Annotated in this window: 10 protein-coding genes; 8 read left to right on the forward strand and 2 right to left on the reverse strand. The window is 53.2% G+C overall.

All coding sequences use genetic code 11. From position 1 onward, the window contains the following. Positions 1 to 184: 184 nt before the first annotated feature. Both ACN0VL_RS14355 and ACN0VL_RS14360 read right to left on the reverse strand, forming a co-directional pair. Positions 185 to 1,636 carry a sodium-dependent transporter gene (locus ACN0VL_RS14355; protein WP_417618540.1) on the reverse strand — a complete coding sequence of 484 codons (1,452 nt, stop codon included), beginning with the start codon at positions 1,634 to 1,636 and terminating at the stop codon, positions 185 to 187. A gap of 71 nt (positions 1,637 to 1,707) precedes the next feature. Then, positions 1,708 to 3,201 (reverse strand): aldehyde dehydrogenase family protein, encoded by a 1,494-nt coding sequence (locus ACN0VL_RS14360; protein WP_417618542.1) that lies wholly within the window; start codon positions 3,199 to 3,201, stop codon positions 1,708 to 1,710. A gap of 127 nt (positions 3,202 to 3,328) precedes the next feature. Here ACN0VL_RS14360 and gcvA point away from each other — a divergent pair, with 127 nt between their 5' ends. The 8 genes from gcvA to ACN0VL_RS14400 form a co-directional block, all read left to right on the forward strand. After that, a complete protein-coding gene (gene gcvA, locus ACN0VL_RS14365; protein WP_417618544.1) occupies positions 3,329 to 4,267 on the forward strand; it encodes a transcriptional regulator GcvA in 939 nt (312 codons plus the stop codon). Positions 4,268 to 4,422: 155 nt separating this feature from the next. After that, entirely contained in the window at positions 4,423 to 5,676 is a 1,254-nt protein-coding gene (locus ACN0VL_RS14370; RefSeq protein WP_417618546.1) for an aspartate aminotransferase family protein, read from the forward strand. A 97-nt stretch (positions 5,677 to 5,773) separates the two neighbouring features. After that, positions 5,774 to 7,141, forward strand: coding sequence for a VOC family protein (locus tag ACN0VL_RS14375; RefSeq protein ID WP_417618548.1), 1,368 nt, complete (start codon positions 5,774 to 5,776; stop codon positions 7,139 to 7,141). A 60-nt stretch (positions 7,142 to 7,201) separates the two neighbouring features. After that, the gene (locus ACN0VL_RS14380) at positions 7,202 to 8,173 is read left to right on the forward strand and encodes an ornithine cyclodeaminase family protein (RefSeq protein WP_417618550.1); all 972 of its coding nucleotides are present in this window, start codon (positions 7,202 to 7,204) and stop codon (positions 8,171 to 8,173) included. 613 nt (positions 8,174 to 8,786) lie between these two features. Continuing rightward, positions 8,787 to 11,024, forward strand: a complete 2,238-nt coding sequence (locus ACN0VL_RS14385) for a TolC family outer membrane protein (RefSeq protein WP_417618552.1) — start codon at positions 8,787 to 8,789, stop codon at positions 11,022 to 11,024. Then, the gene (locus ACN0VL_RS14390) at positions 11,011 to 13,143 is read left to right on the forward strand and encodes a type I secretion system permease/ATPase (protein ID WP_417618554.1); all 2,133 of its coding nucleotides are present in this window, start codon (positions 11,011 to 11,013) and stop codon (positions 13,141 to 13,143) included. Before ACN0VL_RS14385 ends, ACN0VL_RS14390 begins: the two co-directional genes overlap by 14 nt. Positions 13,144 to 13,166: 23 nt before the next feature. Further along, positions 13,167 to 14,591, forward strand: coding sequence for an HlyD family type I secretion periplasmic adaptor subunit (locus tag ACN0VL_RS14395; RefSeq protein ID WP_417618556.1), 1,425 nt, complete (start codon positions 13,167 to 13,169; stop codon positions 14,589 to 14,591). A 459-nt stretch (positions 14,592 to 15,050) separates the two neighbouring features. Beyond that, on the forward strand, positions 15,051 to 17,528 hold a 2,478-nt coding region (locus ACN0VL_RS14400), incomplete at its 3' end, for an Ig-like domain-containing protein (protein ID WP_417618558.1).

Below are 17,528 nucleotides of genomic sequence, written 5' to 3' on the forward strand. Positions count from 1 at the left end.
AGCAAAGTAAATCGAAGCAGGGCAAGGGATTACGTGACATTTACGATTTTTTTAATGCTTAAGAACCTGGCTATGAGTAGCTCCAACTTATAGTCTTCTTTTCGCATTGAATATACAAGCGCCGTGGTAGCCACTCCCCATAATGCGATCATAGACATAACCATTACAATAATTGCGTCAATGCTCATGGTGCTTCCTCCCCATAGACGTAATCAACATTCAAGCTTCTTTCACGTTTATCCATAATCCACATGCACAAGGGAATGGTAAGTGTCAGTACAATTAAACCACTAATAGTTTTCCACGGTGAGGTACTGAAGTTACTGTATAAAAAGTAACTCATAATACCCAGCATGATCAGCGGGATTTGATAGCGAACAATTGCTTCCCAGGATCTTGGGACATAAATGTCGGCACCACGGTTCAGGCTGATAAGGCGCAGGCGTTTAGCATCGAACTTCCAGCCAATGGTAACCATAATAATAAAGGTGGCCAGAGGCAGTCCCCAGTTGCCCAGTACAAAGTCCAGGTAGCCGAGAATATCCGCGCTCATGGCGCTGGGAATTCCCAGCAGCCATACAATACCGCAAATGGTGATCACGGCTTTGCTTCGCGAAACATTACGTTCTTCTTTATAGGTGGTGACGCCTACTTCAGTAATGGCAATAGCGGTAGTCATGTTGGCAAAAAAGAAGCCAACAAAGAATAACAATGCCCAGAAATAACCACCGGACATGTTACCAAAGGCGGTAGCCAGTGCCACAAAGGCCAAGGCCGGGCCCGAGGTAGGCTCCAGGCCGTAGGCAAACACGATAGGAAAGACGGCAAAGATCGCAAGCAGACCAAAACTGGTATTCCCCACAGCAGTAAAGATACCGCCGCCCAAGGGTAAGTCATCGTTACGGCCCAAGTAGCTACCATAGGTAAGTGCAATACCCCAGCCAAGGCCGGTAGAAAACAAGGCCTGGCCCAAGGCGGCTAACCAGGTCTCTCCGCGAGCCAAATACTCCCAGTTGGGGGAGAAGCTGAACTCCAGGCCTGCCATGGCGCCAGGTAAGGTAAGGCCTCGAATAGCAATGGCAATTAATGACAGCGTCAGTATGGGCATCATCCATTTAGATAAGCGCTCAATACCGTTTTTAATGCCAAATAGCAGAGTGCCGGTCACCATTAACATGGAAATGGTATGCATGGCCACGTTAAGCGCCTTGTTTTCACTAAAGGCTTGCCATAATGCAGCAGTATCAAAACCGGTTTGGGTAAAGGTACCAATCACCGCATGATAGGCATAATAAATGGTCCACCCCACCACTGAAGAATAGTAGGACATCAGTAAAACGTTAAAAACTACTATCACCAGCCCCAGGCCAACCATTTTATTATTGCCGTAGATCTTGCGAAAGGTCCCCAGTAACCCCTGGCGGGTATAACGCCCCAGGCTGGTTTCCCCCATTAAACCGGGAACGGCAATCAGATAAAGCAGCAGGAAGTAGGCGATAAGAAAAGCGCCCCCGCCATTTTCTCCGGTAACATAGGGCATACGCCAAATGTTACCTGCACCGACCATGGCGCCAATAACGGCCATCATGTAACCAAAACGGCTACCCCATTGTTCACGGGAAATAGTTGCTGTCATTCCATGACTCCTTAACGGAAGTTAAGAGAAACGAATAAAAACGCCACCCAAAAGGGTGGCGGTCATTATTATCAGTCGAACTTGATACCCTGAGCCAGTGGTAGCTCGCGAGAATAGTTAACGGTGTTGGTTTGGCGACGCATATAGCTCTTCCATACGTCTGAGCCTGATTCGCGACCGCCACCGGTTTCTTTCTCACCACCAAAGGCACCACCAATTTCGGCGCCGCTGGGGCCGATGTTCACGTTGGCAATACCGCAGTCACTGCCTACATCCGAGACAAAAAGCTCTGCCTCTCGTACGTCTGTGGTAAAAATGCAAGAAGACAAGCCCTGAGGCACGCCATTATTCAGTGCCAGCGCTTCATCAAAGTCCTTATAACTGAGTACATAAAGAATGGGGGCAAAGGTTTCGCTTTTAACCAGGTCGTTTTGCTCCGACATTTCTACAATGGCGGGTGCAACATAATAGCCATCAGGGTAGGAGTCGGCCAACTGGCGCTCGCCACCAAATACGGGGGCACCCAGATCGCGGGCTTTACTGAGGGCGGTCTGCATTTGATTAAAGGAGTCTTGATCAATTAGCGGGCCTACCAGGTGACCTGCCATCGGGTCACCAATACTGATGCCCGAGTACGACTGCTTCAGGCGAGCCAGTACATCGTCGCGTATAGACTCGTGCACAATCAGGCGGCGCAACGTGGTGCAGCGTTGCCCGGCGGTACCCACTGCCGAGAACAAAATAGCGCGCACCGCCATGTCGATATCGGCGCTGGGCGCTAAAATCATGGCGTTATTACCGCCTAGCTCCAGAATACTGCGGCCAAAGCGCGCTGCTACTTTAGGGGCAATTTCGCGACCCATACGGGTGCTGCCTGTCGCACTGACCAGTGGAATGCGCGCATCCTGGGTCAGTAATTCACCGGCTTCTCTGTCACCAATAATGACCTGGCTCAGGCCTTCGGGCGCATCGTCACCAAATTCGGCAATGGCTTTGTCCAGCAAGGCCTGACAAGCTAAAGCGCTAAGCGGGGTTTTCTCGGAAGGCTTCCACAGTAAGCTGTTGCCACAAACGAGGGCGAGGGCGGCGTTCCAGGCCCAGGGGGCAACAGGGAAGTTAAACGCAGTAACAATGGCTACAGGACCCAGTGGGTGCCAGCTTTCGCGCATGTGGTGCCCTGGGCGCTCAGAGGCAATAGTCAGACCGTATAATTGACGGGACTGGCCCACAGCCAGATCGCAAATATCAATCATTTCTTGTACTTCGCCCAAGCCTTCCTGCAAAATTTTACCGCACTCCAGCGTGACCAGCGCACCCAAATCCTCTTTGTGTTTGCGCAGTTGCTCGCCAAACAGGCGAACCAGCTCACCCCGGCGAGGGGCGGGGATTTGTCGCCACTCGGCAAATGCCTGATCGGCTTTTTCAATACGCTTTTCTACCGCCTCGGCACTTTCCAGCGTGACCTTACCGATAGTGGTGCCATCGGTGGGAGAGGTTATTGCGTAATCTCCCGCACGGTATAACGAGTCAGCTACTCCAAGACGCTGCATGATGGATTCAATCATATTTCCTCCAGGCTGTTTTTGTTAACAAGTTGGTAATAAACAACCGCAGTATCATCTTGGAGCTTGATTTGTTTCAAGCGAGACTTTATAACGACATCATTCATTTTTTTCATGAAGTGGGTTTGTTATGAGTCGTCGTTGTTTTCCTACCCTGACCTCTATGCAGTGTTTTGAAGCGTCAGCGCGCCACCTGAGTTTTACTCGCGCCGCCGATGAATTGAACCTGACACAAAGTGCGGTCAGCAAGCAGGTGGCCCAGTTGGAGTCAATTCTCGAACAGCCGTTGTTTCGGCGTGTGCGCAAGCGCCTTCATATTACGCCGGAGGGATCGCTTTATCTGACCGAGGTGCGCAAAACACTGTCCCAGGTCGAGATGTCGACGCGCTATATGCAGTCGTACGGTGGCCAGAGCGAGGTGTTGAATGTCACGACCACTATGACCTTTGGTGCCCGCTGGTTGGTGCCGCGATTAAACGGATTTCGCTTTCGACATCCCAATGTGTATTTAAACATTACCAACAGAACCGAGTCGTTCGACTTTGAAGCCGATAATGTAGATGTGGCCTTTTTTTACGGTCGCGGCGCTTGGCCCAAGTCGGAATGCATCAAACTACTGGATGAAGAAATGGTACCGGTTTGCTCGCCGGCGATTATTCCGCCTGCCGGTATTAATGCGCCCTTAGACTTGATTCCGTTAGTGTTGCTGCAAAATTCGACTCGGCCCGAGGCCTGGCATGACTGGTTTAAAGAGCAGGAGTGTTATACCAGCCACAGTTATCATGGCCCGCGGTTCGACACCTTTTATATGGCTCTGCAAGCGGCGCGAGCGGGGTGTGGCGTGACTCTGGTACCGCGCTTTCTTGCCGAAGAAGAGCTGAATGCCGGGCAGTTGGTGATCCCCTGGTCTTATTCATTGCTCAGTGATAATGCCTACTATCTCGCTTACCCTGACCATAAGGCGGAGGTAGCGAAAGTAAAAAACTTTGTGGCCTGGATACTGGAAAAAAGGGATACGGTCACGGACGCGATAACCCCCTCGGCCAGTTGTGTTGTTAATGACATCTGATTGCAAAAACAAGGCGTAGCAGAAGCAGAACGCTTGGCTGTTTTCGCCTGTTCAGTCCTTTTTAGAATGTACTGACGTCTTTTATTCGTTTGAACCTCACCTTTGGCTCTGCTGTGATATCTCTACTTTTATCTTTGAGTTTACGGTGTTGCAACATGGATTTATCACACGTTAGTCAATCACTGGGTATTGTTCATCCAATATGTTTAGCCCGCGGCCTTAATGCCGAAGTATGGGACGAGCAGGGAAAGCGCTATGTCGATTTTGTAGGAGGGATAGGAGCGCTTAATCTGGGGCATTGCCACCCCTTGGTGCTAGAGGCCGTCAAGACTCAGCTTGAGACGCTAATGCACTCGGCCTTTAATGCGATTCCACATCGCGGCTATTTGAGCTTGGCCCGCAAACTGGCCGACTTCGTGCCCGTGTCTTATTCCTTATCGTGCATGCTGACCAATAGTGGTGCCGAGGCAACGGAAAATGCCCTTAAAGTTGCTCGCGCCTTTACTCAGCGCCAGGGAGTGATTGCCTTTGATGATGCATTTCATGGGCGCACACTGGCGGCCTTAAACCTGAACGGCAAAGTCGCGCCTTACAAGCAGCAGTTAGGCGCCTTGCCCGGCCCTGTTTACCACCTCCCTTTTCCCAGCTCAGACGGCGACGTAACCAGCCAACAAGCCAAACAGGCCCTGGCCCGTTTGTTTGAGGTAGAAATTCCGGCCAGTGAAGTGGCTTGTATCATTGTTGAACCTGTACAAGGGGAAGGCGGGTTTCGCTTCTTATGCCCAGATTTTGCGGCTCATTTGGCTCAGGTGTGTGAAGCCAATGGCATCGTACTTATCTTTGACGAGATACAGTCAGGTTTTGGTCGCACCGGAAGTCGCTTTGCGTTTACGCATCTGGATGTGGAGCCCGATCTGATCTTAATGGGGAAAAGCATGGCGGCCGGTTTGCCGTTGGCGGCGGTGGCGGGGCGTGCAGATATCATGAACGTGCTTCCTAAAGGCGGTTTGGGCGGAACCTATTCTGGAAATGCGCTGGCCTGTGCAGCCGCAAGCACGGTAATAGAGTTGATGTCCGACGACACCTTAATGCGTTTGGGGGCACAACAGGAGCAAGCTATTCAACAGGCTTACGATAAATGGCAGGCGTCGGGCCGTTACCCCATGTTGGGTCGATTAACCGGTGTAGGCGCCATGCGGGGCATTGTGTTTAACGACACGGCAACCGCCACCGGACGTGAACACCTGGCCAGACTATTGAGTGCAGGTCGAACAGAAGGAGTGCTGTTAATGCCTAGTGGTCGACATCGGCATGTGTTGCGCTTATTAGCGCCTTTAACCACAGAGCCCGCCATTATGGCTGAAGGATTGGCCTGCCTGGAGCGCGCGCTAGATTCGCTCACCGAGTAAGGTACTTGCCTGATGTACCTGTTTATTGTGTCCTACCGAGCCGGAAGGCGTGGGCACGATGAGTGATTGGACTGCTATAAATGGAGAAGGAATCACCATGGCCACTTATTTGACTGACGATGATATTCGTGACCAATTTTCAACGGCTATGTCTGCCATGTATCAAGCTGAAGTGCCGCAATATGGCGACTTACTCAAGTTGGTGGCTGAAGTAAACCAGGATACCTTGACCAGGCAGCCTGCTTTGGCTCAGCAACTTAGCGCTAACGGCGAGCTGGCGCGACTTGGTGTGGAGCGACACGGTGCCATTCGAGTGGGGAGTGCCGACGAGCTGGCGATGTTAAGGCGCTTGTTTGCCGTTATGGGCATGTATCCTGTGGGTTACTACGACTTGTCCACCGCCGGTGTGCCGGTGCATTCTACTGCGTTTCGCCCCATCGATAAGGCCGCCCTGGCCCGAAATCCGTTTCGAATATTTACCTCGCTGTTGCGTTTAGAGTTGATCGAGAATGCCAGCCTTCGCGAACAAGCTGCCGCCATTTTAGCCAAAAGGGATATTTTTACGCCCAGAGTGCGAGCACTCATCAGTATGTATGAACAACAAGGTGGGCTAACCCGGGCACAAGCGGATGAATTTGTTGTTGAGGCATTAGAGACATTTCGCTGGCACCAGGAGGCCACCGTCGATCTGGCGACTTACGAAGCCCTGCAGCATGAGCATCGTTTAATTGCCGATGTGGTGTGTTTTCGTGGTCCGCATATTAACCACTTAACACCCCGAACACTCGATATTGATGAAGTACAAAAACGCATGCCCCTGGGGGGGATGGACGCTAAAGAGGTCATAGAGGGGCCGCCGCAGCGCCAGTGCGCCATCTTGTTGCGCCAAACCAGTTTTAAGGCGCTGGAAGAGTCTATTTGTTTTGCCGATCAGCAACAGGGGGCTCATACCGCCCGCTTTGGTGAGATTGAACAGCGGGGGGTGGCACTCACAGCCAAGGGAAGAGCGCTTTATGATGAGTTATTAGCCAAGGCTAGACAGCAAATCGAGGGGCAGGAAAACCTGGCTCATCAACAAAAGCTCGCCGAGATATTCGGTGACTTTCCAGATGATGAAACCGAGTTACGTCGTAAGGGACTGGCCTTTTTTGAATACAGTTTAACCGAGGCGGGTAACGCGGTTAGTGGCACTTATGAGCAGCTTGAGCTCCACGATAAAGAAACATTAATCGCAAACGGCTTACTGGTGGCAACCCCGCTAACTTATGAAGACTTTTTACCAGTGAGTGCAGCGGGTATTTTTCAGTCCAACCTGGGTGAGTCACAGACCCAGGCTTATCAGGGCAATGCCAATAAAGCGGAGTTTGAACATGCCTTAGGCGCCAGGGTGGTGGATGAGCTGGCGTTGTACGCGGAACAAGAGCGATTGACATACCAACAGTCAATGCAGGTATTAATGGGTTAACACTACTTTCATTGGTTACTTTTTTCAGATAAGCCATACCTACATTTTATAGAGGTGTTTATGCAGATGATATCCGCCGAGCAAGTGGCTCGACAGCTTCCCTGGGTTGCCTTGATTGATAAAATTGAACAGAGCTTCCGGCACGCTGATGTTGTGTCTCCACCACGACATCACCATGCTTTACCCGGTTCGAAAGGGGAAGCGACTTTGTTGCTGATGCCGGCCTGGCAAGAGCAAAAATATATTGGGGTTAAGTTAATTAACGTATTCCCTAACAATTCGGAGCAAGGCCTGCCCGCCATATCCGGCACATATTTACTCAGTGATGGCCAAACGGGGTTGCCGCTGGCCTGTATCGATGGCTCTGAATTGACGCGCAGACGTACTGCCGCCGCCTCGGCGTTGGCCGCGCGTTACCTGGCTCGAGATGATGCTGATACTCTGTTGCTGGTGGGTACCGGTCAGCTGGCACCTATGCTGATAGAAGCCCATGCCGCCACCAGGCCTATCCGTCGGGTGCGTATTTGGGGGAGAGATCCCGCAAAAGCGCAACGGCTGGTTGAGCAATATCAAGACTACCAGGGTGGACTGGCGCCCTTTAGCAGTGTGGAGGTGGTGACAGATCTGGCCGCCGCCTGCCAGGGTGCCGATATTATCAGCAGTGCGACCTTGTCCAGTGAGGCGCTGATCAGGGGGGACTGGCTATCACCAGGCTGTCATCTGGATTTGGTGGGTGCATTTCGCCCCGACATGCGAGAAACCGACGGCGCTTGCGTGGCAAAAGCCAAGGTATTTGTTGACACTTATGCTGGCGCTCATGATGAAGCTGGGGATCTCCTCCAGGCGGTGACTGAGGGGCAGTTTGATATGTCTCGTATCTGTGCCGATTTGTATGAGCTGACTCAACAAAAGCGACCCGGGCGCGAGAATGCAGATGAAATTACTCTGTTCAAGTCGGTAGGAGCCTCACTGGAAGATCTGGCTGCGGCTATTTGCCTGTGGGAAGAAACCCATGGAGACGGCGCTAAATAAATGCTCGTTAAAGGGTTGTTGTTCGAGTGAAACGCGTTTATCTCGAACCCGAAGGGCAGTGCTTGTGGCGTCTTGCTATAGCGCTGCCTTGTATCATCCGGTCACGGCTTCCTGCTTGTGCTGCCCTTTCTCATCATTCCCGCGAAGGCGCTGAGGGAGTCCTGGGCTGTGGTGCAGAGCAGTCAGCCTGCGCTTCTCCTGCAAAGACACTGGCCCCCGTTCCCGCCTACGCGAGGATGACGTTCCTTCGCGAGGGTGACAAGATAGGAAAGCTAGCCCCAGTGTTCACATCAGTTATGAGATATTACTTAAAGCAATCAAGAACAGGGGCACACTCTGCCCTGTGTCATGGTTTTAGAGTAAAAGTTCGGTGTTGGTAAAATTTTTCTGTACACTCCTCATATGCGTCTTGAGTGCTAAATTTAAATGGTAATGTATGCCTGAACTCAGGTTTGCACCGCTCATGCTTGAGCCTTGCATTTACATTGCTGGGTTGTCTTGCTTATATATCAAATAGTTGTAGCATTTGAGCGTTTTATCTTTTCTTATGTACCAGGTTGCTAGGAAGGCAGCGACCAGCTTTATGGGTCATACAGGATTGTAAGAGGATAAAATGACAATAAAAATTCCTTTGGCTAAGTTGATTATCTCCGCCAGTTTACTCATTATTCCTGCCGCCTCGCTTTCTGCCACCCAACAAGATAATTTATTGACCGTGGTCCAGGAGACCCTGGCGACCAACCCTGAGTTGCAAGTATATCTAGATGCCTTTAACGCCTCGCTCCATGATGAACGACAAGCATTTGGTGGGTTCTTGCCCAGTGTTGACCTGAATCTATCCGCCGGGCAAGCCCAACGTGAATTTGATAATCGTGGTAATTATTCGCGAAACTATGCCGAAGTCTCACTCACGCAAATGTTATTTGATGGATTCAGGGTACGCAGTGCCCTGGCTAAGGCAGAGCACACCAGCCTGGTGCGTTATTACGAGCTGTTAAATGAGGCCGAAACCAAAGCGTTGGAAGCCAGTGAGGCCTATGTGGGCGTGCTTCGCTATCGTGAATTGGTAAAGCTGGCTCAAAAAAACGAGGCCAATCATCAACGAGTCTACGAGCAGCTAAGCCAAAGAGTCAGCCAGGGGGTGAGTAACAAGGCCGATTTGCAGCAAATTAACGGTCGCTTGTCGCTGGCACGCTCTAACTTGCTGACAGAAGTGGCTAATTTACAAACGGTGACCGCACGCTTTCAGCGTTTGGTGGGGCGTTTGCCGGCAGAACAGCTGGCGGAGCTGGATATTCCCAAACAAATGGTACCCAGCGATCTGGCTGCGATACTGAATAGGGTGTATCGCAATAATCCAGCCTTGTATAGCGCGGCGGAAAATACCCAGGCTGCTGCGGCGTCTTATCGCGAAACCCAGTCAAACCGCTACCCCACTTTAGAGCTGGGGGCCCGCCACGGTACCTACTCAAATAACAACAGTTTTGACAATCGTACCGACCCCGGCGGCTACGGTGATGAAAGCATTGTAGAGCTGCGTGCCCGCTATAACCTGTATAGCGGTGGCAGTGACAAGGCGGCCGAATATGCTGCTTATACCCGCATAGAGCAGGCAGAAAGCCAGCACAACAAAACCTGTGTCGATTTGCGGCAAACCGCCACTGTTGCGCACAGCGATATGCTGAATCTTGAAAAAAAGCGTGCTCTGCTAGCATCGCATCGCGATGCGGCTGCCAGTGTGGTGGTGGCTTACCGACAGCAATTTAATATTAGCCGCCGCAGCTTGCTGGATGTGCTGGATTCTGAAAACGAAGCATTTCAATCTGAGCGAGCTTATCTAGACGGTCATTACGACTTGCAACTGGCGCGACTACGTACCTTGCACACCATGGGTAACTTGCTAGATGCCTTGTCGGTATCAAGTGAGAAAATCCCGACGCTGAGTGACTTGAATGGTTCGGCGTCTCCCGGTAATTCGCACTTTTGTACCGTCACCCAACGCGCGGAGTTGAGTGACGAACGCTCCCCGGTAGCCAACATGCCACGGGTCGTCAAAATGCCGCCGATCGTCGAAGTACACCAGGCCGTTGAAATGCAGCCGGTAGCCAAGGCAGAAACGCTGAACTTAAGTACCGATGCCTTGTTTGATACTGACAGCACCAATATCAAGCCCGAGTTTCTTGGTAAAATACGGCAGTTTGTTCAGCCTGAAACCGAAAAGGGTACGCTACAAACCATTAGTGTAATGGGGCATACCGACAATGTCGGGGCTAACCGTTACAACTGGTCGCTTTCTTTAGCGCGCGCCAAAGCCGTATTTGATGCTCTTATAAACAGCGGAATTAACCCGGCTATTTTAACTGTATCCGGTGCTGGGCCTGAACGGCCAATAGCCACCAATGATACCGAGCAAGGCCGAGCGCTAAACCGCCGTGTTGAAATAACGGTAACGCGAACCCCTCACCATGTCATTCCACAACCTGAGACTCAGGCTGTAGCGCCGCATTCACTCGTTCAGGACGCAACGCCGCGACCCGTGATGAAGGAAGTAGCCCCGCGCCCTGTGGCTCAGGCCGAAGCACCACGCTCAGAGGCTAAACAGGTGGCTCCGCGGCCAGCCGCTCAAGCTGTAGTTCCACAGTCAGTGGTCAAGGAAGCAACGCCTCGCACGGTAGCCAATACAGAAGCGCCGAGCCCAGTGCTGCAAACAGTCTCTCTTCGTACAGCGCCGGAACCTGTTGCTGTGACTTCAGAGCCGCAGCCAGTTGCTCCGCAAGCACTAGCCAAGGCAAACGCCGAGGCTGAAGTGCTATTTGTTATCGATTTTAAGGGCAGTCATGCAGATAACTGATGATCCAATAAGCGCTTGCTTGCTGTGGTTGGCCAAGGCGAATGGCACCGCGCTGACCCATGACGCCCTGATAGATGGGCTGCCCCTGGTCGATGGTCGTTTATCCCCCTCCATTACCGCTCGGGCGGCCGAGCGTGTTGGGCTGAACGTTAATCTGGTACGCCAACCCCTAACCCGGCTTAACAGCTTGCTGTTGCCCTGCATTATCTTGCTGGAAGGCAATCGCGCCTGTTTGCTGGAAGCGGTCGATCTGGAGCAAAAAACGGTACAGCTGCGCTTGCCCGAGCTGGACATGCAAGTGCAACAGCTTGCCCTGGATGAAGTCAACGCCAGTTACAGCGGTATTGCCCTCTATTGTCGGCCCGGCTTTCGGCTTGCCGACGGCCAGGTGCGCAACCCTGACCAGCCCGAGCAAAAAGGGCATTGGTTTTGGAGTGTTATTCGAGCCAACCGGCGGGTATATCGCGACGTGTTAATAGCGGCGTTTTTCATTAATCTGTTAGCGTTGACCATGCCGCTGTTTGTGATGAACGTATACGACCGAGTGGTGCCCAATCAAGCCACCGACACCCTGTGGGTGCTGGCCATTGGTGCCATAGTGGTGCTGTGTGCCGACCTGCTGCTACGCATGTTACGCAGCTGGTTTGTAGAATTGGCGGCCAGCCGTGCCGACCTGACCTTGTCGTCCCGGATCATGGAGCGCATATTGGGCATGCGGTTAAAGCACAATCCTGCATCTGTGGGGTCGTTTGCCGCCAACGTACAATCGTTTGAGTCGGTGCGCTCCTTCATTGGCTCCATGACAGTGACCGCACTTATCGACCTGCCTTTTTTTCTGCTGTTTGCGTTAATTATTACCCTTATCTCCTGGACCATGGTGCTCCCTGTGCTGGTGGGCGCCTTGCTGATCATCGTGTATGCCTTGTCGGTACAAGTCAAAATGCAGCAACTGTCAGAAGTGTCCAGCCAGGCCAGCGCCCAGCGAAACGCCGGACTAATAGAAAGCCTGTCCAGCGCACAAACCCTTAAAAGCTTTAATGCCACTAGCCGCATGCAAACGCGGTGGGAGCATGCCACCCAGTTTTTATCGGGGTGTACCGGCAAGCAACGCCTGCTGGGCGCCTCGGTAGGGGCGGGTGCAGCCTGGATCCAGCAACTGGTGGCGGTCAGCATGATCATCGTTGGGGTGTATCTGGTGATTAACGGCAACATGAGCCAGGGGGCACTGATTGCGGCTTATATGTTGTCGTCACGAGCCATGGCGCCGGTATCGCAAACGGCTTCGTTGCTAACCCAATATTATCAGGCCGCCACGGCGCTCAAGTCGGTAGAAGACATAATGGCGCACGAGCAAGAGCGCGATAACACCCTACAGCCAGTCAGCCGTGGCCGACTGCGTGGTGAAATCGAGTTTCGTAACGTGTCTTTCACCTATCCCGGAGAAGAAACCGCGGTACTGCATAAGGTGTCGTTTCACTTACGAGCCGGCGAGCGGGTGGGCATTTTAGGCCAGGTAGGTTCGGGGAAAAGTACCATAGAAAAATTAATACTGGGCCTCTATCAACCTACGGAGGGCAGTATTTTTATTGATGGCGTTAACCAGGCACAAATAGACCCCGCCGAACTGCGCCGCCACATAGGTTATGTGCCGCAAGATGTGCAGCTGCTGAGTGGCTCGGTTTATGACAACGTCACGCTTGGCCAGGTTCAATCCAGCCAGGATCGACTAATGCAGGCAGTGAATGTGTCGGGGCTCACCCGACTCATCGGCCCTCATGCCGATGGGCTGGCCATGCAGGTGGGCGAGGCGGGCAGTCGCTTGTCTGGTGGACAACGACAAACCATTGCCGTCGCCCGCGCGGTGATGGCCGACAGCAGCATGCTGCTGCTGGATGAACCCACCAGCGCCATGGACAGCAACCTGGAAAGTCATGTCAGCAAGGGGCTGGATCAATTTAGCCAGGGCAAAACATTGCTGCTCATTACCCATCGCACCGGTTTGTTGAACATGGTTGAACGCCTGATTGTCATGGATGCGGGCCGCGTAGTGGCCGATGGCAACAAGCAACAGGTGCTGCAGGCGCTAGAGCAGGGCAGCATTCAACGGGCGGCGCCATGAGCACACCAGAGCAGGGCCCAAGAATGGCTAACAAACAAGCAGAGCAACAGGTCTTTGAGCAGCTCAGCAAGAGCAACGCCGTTGGCTTAACAGGAAAGCGTTGGGTAGACCGCTTGTTTCGGCCTTTGTTTGCCGGTTTTAGCCAGCACTCAAGCCACTGGCAGCAAGATGCGGCCAATGCCATCGATCGCCAAAAAGAACTGCGTGCCCGGGGTTTGCTGTATGTTATTGCCATCACTTTTATGGTGTTACTGGTGTGGGCGGCCTTTGCTCCCATAGACGAAGTCACACGGGGCGAGGGCAAGGTGATCCCCTCTCGGCAGTTGCAAATAGTGCAGTCACTGGATGGCGGCATGATAGAAGAACTGCTGATCAAAGAAGGCGACCAGGTTACCCGGGGGCAGCTGCTGGCGCGCATCGATCCCACTCGTTTTGTGGCCAACCTGGAAGAAAGCAGCACCCGCTTGTTTTCGTTAACGGCCAAGGTGGAACGGTTAACCGCACAAATAAATAATCAGCCATATGAACTGGCGTTTAGTGAGGAACTAACAGCAGAGCAACAGCGGGTGCTAAAACGAGAGCAAAACCACTACCTGGCCAGCCTGAATGAGCTGAAAAAACGCGAGGCCGTCGTACAGGAGCAAATAGCACAACGCCAACAAGAATTAAGCGAGACTCAGGCACGATTACTCACCGCCGGACAAGCCTATCGGATGTCGAGTAAAGAGCTGGCTGCCACCCGCCCCTTGCTGGCTACCGGAGCCGTATCTGAAATTGATATTTTGCATCTGCAGCGCGATCAGTCAGCGGCTAATGGCGAACGTCGACAAGCGGCGGCCCGGGCGGAGCAAGTAAAGGCCAGTATTCAGGAAGCGCAGGCCCGGCTGCAAGAGGTGAAGTTGACCATGCACAGCCAGTGGCACAGTGACCTTAGCAACGCCGCCACCGAAATGAACAGCCTCACTCAGCAGGTAGACGGCCTGGCAGACCGGGTAAAGCTGGCCGACATTCGCTCACCGGTGAATGGCACAGTGCAACGAGTATTGCTTAATACCGTGGGGGGCGTGGTGCAGCCGGGCAATGCCCTGGTAGAAATCGTCCCCAGTGACGATCGCCTGCTGGTAGAAGCCAGAATTGCGCCAAAGGATATTGCCTTTTTGCGCCCCGGTCTGCCCGCCACCATTAAACTGCATGCTTATGACTTTGCCATTTATGGTGGTCTGGAAGCTCAACTGCAACACATAAGTGCCGATACCATGACTGATGAACGGGATAACACCTTTTACTTGGTGCGCGCCATCACCACCAATAACGACTCGACCCGGGATTTATCTGTTATTCCAGGCATGACGGCACAACTGGATGTGATGACAGGTAAAAGAACCGTCTTATCTTATTTACTCAAGCCCTTATTGCGCGCCAAGGCTAACGCGTTAAGCGAGCGATAACACACATTTAAAACAGGCTGCCAAACAGGGCGGGGGCCCAGTTTTTTGCCGTCATCTTCGCGCAGGCGGGGGCCTAGGTTTTGCCGTCACCCTCGCGCAGGCGGGGGCCCAGTTTTTTTGCCGTCATCTCCGCGCAGGCGGAGATCCAGAGCAGGGAGCCCTTTGGTCGATAACGGCTGCTGGCTAGCAGAGACACCGGATTCCCGCCTTCGCGGGAATGACAAGAGAGGGCTCGGGAATGACAAGAGAGGGCTCGGGAATGACAAGAGAGGGCACGGGAATGACAAGGTGGTCCGTGTGTATGCCGTCACCCTCGCGAAGGCGGGGGCCCAGTTTTTTGCTGTCATCTCCGCGCAGGCGGAGATCCAGAGCAGGGAGTCTCCCGGTCGATAACGGCTGCGGCCCGCAAAGACACCGGATTCCCGCATTACTTATAGTTGTTTTCATCAAGAGACTTTCATGACTGCATTTGCAACTGTTGTATTTCTCGTTGGTCAGGTGTGGGCTCAAACCGCGACTGGCCTGCGCCGCTTGCTTAAAGAAGGTGATCGCCTGGCAGCCGATGAAATACTGGTTACCACGGCAGGCGCTCAAATAAGCCTGGATTTTGGGCAGAACCTGCTGATCACCTTTGAGGGGACTCAACTCCCAGCAGTCAACGAAGAAGCCACTGATGCCACTATAGCCACGCAAGCCGTCAGTGTGTTGCCGGCTTTGCACACGGATGTAGAGTCACCCTCTGAAGCGGAAGCCGTTCCCACTACCCATCTTGATGAAGACAGCAGCAATGTGTTTGGCGGGCACGGTTTTGTTCAGCTGGTCCGTATTCACGAAATTATAGAAGCCGACGGTATTAGCTTTCTTACCTTGGCACATATTGAAAAGTTGTTATTGTCGCCAAATGTAGCAATACCCGAATGGCAGTGGGAGGAAGATTATCGTGACGAACCCAAAGGGGAAGAATGCTTCCCAACCGGCATCGCAACGGATAACAAGCCGGCGGATAACCTACCACCCGTTGAAGTCACACCAATGGCAGCCCGAACCGATGATGATGCCAGCGATATCAGCCTGGATATCAGCGGAAATTTCAACGATGCCGTAAGCGGTAAGCAACTCGTTTATCAAGCCGCAGATCTGCCCGCAGGTTTAACCATAGATCCCAACACCGGGGTGATCAGCGGCAAAATTGATACTTCCGCCAGCCAGGGGGGAAACACGGGCACTCAGGGTGAATATAACGTCACCATTACGGTGACCGATCCCGCAGGCAATAGCAGTGCGCATGATTTTACCTGGACGGTGAATAACCCGGCTCCAGTGGCGGCTGACGACGGAGGCGAGGTAACAGCTTACCAACCGCTGGTGAAAACAAAAGAACAAGGTGTGTTGAGCAACGACAGCGATCCGGACAATGACAGTTTGGCCGTTATAGAGGTTAGCAGCGACAACGAGCCAGGCAATACATCGACACCAGGTGTAAATGGCGAGCTGATTATTCAGGGGCAATACGGGCAGCTCACGCTGCATTCTGATGGCAGTTATCACTATCAACGTGCCACGGGCACAGCGGGTGGAAAAAACGATATCTTTCGTTACACCGTAAACGACGGTGAAGGTGGTACAGCTACCGCCACTCTAACCATAAGTATTGCCGACGCTGCGCCCACGGTGACCATTCCTGCTGCCGGTAATGCTTCAACAACCGTCTACGAGTCGGGGCTGGCCAATGGCTCTGAGAGTGGAACAAGCAAAGCCACTACCAGCGGCACCATCAGTTTCACCTCGACCGATGGGCTGGGCTTGGTGAAGCTGGGTGGTCATGAGCTTACTACGGTAGACAAGACGTTTGCCGATGGTCTGACCGCGCATTATGAGTACGACCCGATAACGGGTGAGGGCACTATCCACTACGGCTATACCCTGCAGGCGGCGACCCACGGCGATGACACCAAAGTTGAATTCGAGGTTGAGATCACAGATGCAGATGGAGATGCCGCGCCGGCCGGCAAGCTGGTGATCAGTATCGTCGACGATGAGCCCGAGGCTGCAGACGACAGGAACAGCGTGACCGAAGACAGCGGAGTAACTGCGACCGGTAACGTCATAGGTGGAGCCGGAGCTTCCTCCGGCGACAAGGCCGACACCCTGGGGGCCGACGGTGCCAATGTGACCGGTATTACCAGCAACAACGTCAGCGGCAATACGGCCAGCACCAATGCCGATGGCGACCTGATAATTGACGGTGAGTACGGCACCCTGACGATCAGCCCGGATGGTTCGTACAGTTATGAGCTGGACAATAACAACCCCGATGTTAATGCGCTTAAAACCGGCATTAGTCTGACTGAAAGTTTTACCTATACCCTAACCGATGGGGACGGGGATACGGCCGCTGCCGAGCTGGATATCACCATCGATGGCAACGCCGATGGGGTTCCAAGCATTGCGGCCCAAGACGAAAACGGCACAAGTGTGGATGGCCACATCACCGTCAAGGAAAGTGGCCTGCCGGACGGCACCGATGCGAGCAACGAGAGTGAAAGTACCAATGGCACCATCACGATTACGGCCCCGGATGGTCTGCAGAGCATTACCGTGGGTGGCCAGAGCTTCACTCTGACTCAGCTGAGTGCGCTGAGCAACACCAGTCCATCGACGGCCATCAGCGTGGCGGGCGGCACTCTGGTGCTGACCGGTTTTACCGCCGACAGCACGGTGGGGGGCGTGGCCACCGCCGGTACCCTGAACTACAGCTATACCCTGACGGAACAGCAGAAGCATAGCGGCGCCAACGATGATGCGCTGGGTATACCGCTGAGCGTGACCGACGCGGGCAACGCCACCACCAACGGCACCCTGACGGTGCGGGTGGAAGACGATGCGCCGACGGCGGTAGTTGATACCGGTAATGTCAGTGAAGGCGCGACCCTGACC

The organism is Oceanisphaera sp. (genome assembly GCF_048268965.1).
Taxonomy (GTDB): Bacteria; Pseudomonadota; Gammaproteobacteria; order Enterobacterales; family Aeromonadaceae; genus Oceanimonas.

Excerpts from the sequence above, each read along its gene's own strand:
- gcvA (WP_417618544.1), top strand. The coding sequence starts at position 3,329 with ATGAGTCGTCGTTGTTTTCCTACCCTGACCTCTATGCAGTGTTTTGAA.
- ACN0VL_RS14360 (WP_417618542.1), bottom strand. The coding sequence starts at position 3,201 with ATGATTGAATCCATCATGCAGCGTCTTGGAGTAGCTGACTCGTTATAC.
- ACN0VL_RS14375 (WP_417618548.1), top strand. The coding sequence starts at position 5,774 with ATGGCCACTTATTTGACTGACGATGATATTCGTGACCAATTTTCAACG.
- ACN0VL_RS14395 (WP_417618556.1), top strand. The coding sequence starts at position 13,167 with ATGGCTAACAAACAAGCAGAGCAACAGGTCTTTGAGCAGCTCAGCAAG.
- ACN0VL_RS14355 (WP_417618540.1), bottom strand. The coding sequence starts at position 1,636 with ATGACAGCAACTATTTCCCGTGAACAATGGGGTAGCCGTTTTGGTTAC.
- ACN0VL_RS14370 (WP_417618546.1), top strand. The coding sequence starts at position 4,423 with ATGGATTTATCACACGTTAGTCAATCACTGGGTATTGTTCATCCAATA.
- ACN0VL_RS14390 (WP_417618554.1), top strand. The coding sequence starts at position 11,011 with ATGCAGATAACTGATGATCCAATAAGCGCTTGCTTGCTGTGGTTGGCC.
- ACN0VL_RS14380 (WP_417618550.1), top strand. The coding sequence starts at position 7,202 with ATGCAGATGATATCCGCCGAGCAAGTGGCTCGACAGCTTCCCTGGGTT.
- ACN0VL_RS14385 (WP_417618552.1), top strand. The coding sequence starts at position 8,787 with ATGACAATAAAAATTCCTTTGGCTAAGTTGATTATCTCCGCCAGTTTA.